Annotated in this window: 3 protein-coding genes and 1 tRNA gene; all 4 read right to left on the bottom strand. The window is 39.0% G+C overall.

Annotation, left to right across the window (positions count from 1 at the left end):
- Nucleotides 1-642 precede the first annotated feature (642 nt).
- Nucleotides 643-1,407 (bottom strand): DMT family transporter, encoded by a 765-nt coding sequence (locus tag H5232_RS22715; protein ID WP_220496121.1) that lies wholly within the window; start codon nucleotides 1,405-1,407, stop codon nucleotides 643-645.
- A gap of 2 nt (nucleotides 1,408-1,409) precedes the next feature.
- The gene (locus H5232_RS22710) at nucleotides 1,410-1,862 is read right to left on the bottom strand and encodes a GNAT family N-acetyltransferase (protein WP_064626652.1); all 453 of its coding nucleotides are present in this window, start codon (nucleotides 1,860-1,862) and stop codon (nucleotides 1,410-1,412) included.
- Between the two features lie 70 nt (nucleotides 1,863-1,932).
- Nucleotides 1,933-2,496: a Crp/Fnr family transcriptional regulator gene (locus H5232_RS22705; RefSeq protein ID WP_064626651.1), complete on the bottom strand. Its 564-nt coding sequence runs from the start codon at nucleotides 2,494-2,496 to the stop codon at nucleotides 1,933-1,935.
- Nucleotides 2,497-3,016: 520 nt separating this feature from the next.
- A tRNA-Arg gene (locus H5232_RS22700) sits at nucleotides 3,017-3,091 on the bottom strand.
- Nucleotides 3,092-3,108 lie beyond the last annotated feature (17 nt).

Raw genomic sequence — 3,108 nt, 5'->3', positions numbered from 1 at the left:
AGTTTCAGTGCTTCTGCTTTAAATTCAGCAGAATGGAGAATACGTTTTTTCTTGTTTGTCATGGTTCACCTCATTAGTGATTGTACTCACTTAATTAGGTGTCCAAAACTGGTGGTGCGGATCACGCGCTTACTGTGCCAGCCGTTCTATTCATCGGCGCGATGATGGATCAAGAGGTTCGTCTTGGTCTATCCTCTTCTGATTTGGTATTACTTGTCACCACTTTAATGGTGTGCAAGGTAACATTCAGTAGTGGCCGAACCAATGTATTGCATGGCGCAACGCATTTGGTTCTGTTTGTGGTTTATCTTTTCCTGATGTTTGAGCATGCTTAGTCGATAACTTCAAATTCAATAAACCGCAGCCAATAAAAAGCCCGAGTTTAAACGCTCGGGCTTTTTATTGGCTGCAAGGCTTACGGTCAAATACGCTCTACACATTCACGAGCAATTACCAGCTCTTCATTGGTTGGGTTTATATTCATGGTAGATGTCATCAATATATTTTCTAATTCACTTTCGCCTATGCCTTTTGGGTTTATTCGGACGGTTGATTCAACCGATTTACTTGTAACAACATTTTCCAAGGTAATAAAGGTAGTATGATCATCAATATCCCTAATATGGTAAAAAAGTCTGGCACTTAATTGAATAAAGTAACACCAAATAAGGTGACAAATACCAGTCCTGAGTTCTCTGCTAGGGCAATAGAATTAGCAGGTGCTCGTTGATACGAAGCAACAGCTAATCCGTTGTAAGTAAGAACCAAAGTTGCACTTGCCAAAATGAACAGCAGATTCGTGGTCGAAAGAGGCACCCAATGGAATATAGCTAGGCAGCCAGAGATCGGTAGTGAAAGTAATGATGTCCAAAAAAGCGTGCTGACAACAGTTTGCTCCGTTGGTAATTTTTTCGCGGTAAGGTTGAACAAGGCAATTGTAAATGTAGTAACAAGGGCGAAGACTACCGCCAATTCAAATTCTGATGGTCTTAAAACCACAATCACTCCTGAAAACCCTATAAGAGATAATACACTGCTCTTAATCGTTAGTTTCTCTTGGAGAAGTAAAATCGATAATGGAAGCATCATTAGTGGCGCAGCATGAAAAATCGCATTAGCCGTAGCTAAAGTTAAGTGAGTGATTGCAATTACCATGCAACCACTGCCTATTATAATTAGATGTGCCCTAAATAGATTGAGTTTAGCGCTATACAGTTTTCGCTTTTGCTTGGACTGCTTTAACCATAAAGGATAAATAACTAAAGTAGAAAATAATTGCCGTATAAAAATGTATTGAAAGGCTGATACCTCCCCATTAAGTAACTTAACTGCGACATCAGATAGTGAAGCAGCAAGATTACCTAATATGAGAAAGATAATCGCGAGGTTTACCACAGGAAAAGACACTGTTATTTTTCCAACTTCATATCGATATGTGGGATGTCATCCTCCAAATACATTACAGAAGTCGGCATAAATCCATGGTTTTGGTAGAATTCTGATAGGTGTTCTTGAGCGCCAATTTCGATTGACTCTCTGGGCCACAACTTGTCACATGCACATAGAGCCTCTTGTACCAGTTGATGCCCTATGCCCCCTCCACGAGAATTTTTTGAAATAGCAACACGACCAATACTGACGGATGGATAACTAACCCCCTTTGACATTAAGCGTGCGCAGGCCATTAACTTGCCACCTTGATAACCCAGTAAGTGGTAAACACCTTCTTGGTGATCTTTACCATCCAACTCAGGATAGGGACATTCTTGCTCGACAACAAACACGTCAACTCTGAGTTTTAGCAGTTGATATAGTTGCATTGTTGTTAATTGGGGAAACGGATGGAGTTGCCAAGTAATCATTTTAATTCAGCCTTACACATATTGATATCCGAAATGTAGCAAGGTGAATAAGTCTAGACATTAACAATTGTTAAGTTGGATTGCGTTTTTTGATACGACTCAGGCTGATCGGTGTAATGCCAAGATAAGCTGCAATTTGATAATCGGTGAGGCGCTCTAACAAGTTAGGATAACTGTTACAGAACTGTTGATAGCGTTCTTCTGGAGTATAAAGCAACATAAAACGTTCTTTGTTTTCTTTATACATCAGTTGTATTTCCAATAGCTTGAGATAAATACTATATTTATTCTTACGCCATGTTCTTAATGTTTCGATAGGGAGAGACATAATCGAGCAAGAGGTAAGTGATTCAAGTTGGTATGGTGATGGCGTTTGGTTAACTAGGCTTTCAAAACCAATGATCCAGTCATTTTCCCAATAAAACTGTTTGCTAAACTCTTTGCCCTTGTCAGTAAAATAAACAGCGTGACATATTCCTTCTAATAGAAAGAAAATCTCTTTTGCAACTTCCCCTTGATGGAAAAAAATATGCCGACTAGGCAAAGAACAAAGCTTTGCAGATTGCTTTAGCTGTTCTACTTCGTGTCGAGTAAAGTCATTTTTTTGTAACTGCTCTAGGAAAGCGTCAAGCATAATTGGTTGTACCTAAGTATTTATCTATAACCAAACATTAACTGAATATTTAAGCACACAATAAATTCGCCAAAAAACAATTAAAGCGGAGGTGTTCAGGTGATGATAACCTACATCAAATTAGCATTCTACGTGCCATTTTATACCCCTAGGTTCCTTATTTGTAGCTGTGAATGACTTACAAGCAAGAATCGTAATTAATAAGACAAGAAAATTTCGCATATTTACCTGTAGGTATCATTTATCAGCAAGACTTTGCAAGGTAGCATACCCTGTGAGTTTACTATCTACTAGTGTCTGCTTGTCGTTCAAAGCCGATCTTTAGAGTAATTGCGTTAGCTTGTTTCGGGGCAGAAACGAGTTACGCTTGAAGGTCCGCTCATGGCGAAAGCAAACTGGATGTAATTTGGGTACTTTAATAAAAGGACAGCGCTAAATTTTTTATATTTCAATTTACGATGCTATAAATGTGCTATAAAAAATAAGTGGAAGAAAAAACCATGTAACTCATTGATTTTATTGGTAGCCCCTACAGGAATCGAACCTGTAACTGCCCCTTAGGAGGGGGCCGTTATATCCATTTAACTAAGAGGCCACATTCGAGCTTCGAGC

This window comes from Pseudoalteromonas sp. SG41-5 (assembly GCF_014164495.1).
Lineage (GTDB): Bacteria > Pseudomonadota > Gammaproteobacteria > Enterobacterales > Alteromonadaceae > Pseudoalteromonas > Pseudoalteromonas rhizosphaerae.
This window is presented reverse-complemented; position numbering and strand designations above follow the sequence as displayed.

Excerpts from the sequence above, each read along its gene's own strand:
- H5232_RS22710 (WP_064626652.1), bottom strand. The coding sequence starts at position 1,862 with ATGATTACTTGGCAACTCCATCCGTTTCCCCAATTAACAACAATGCAA.
- H5232_RS22705 (WP_064626651.1), bottom strand. The coding sequence starts at position 2,496 with ATGCTTGACGCTTTCCTAGAGCAGTTACAAAAAAATGACTTTACTCGA.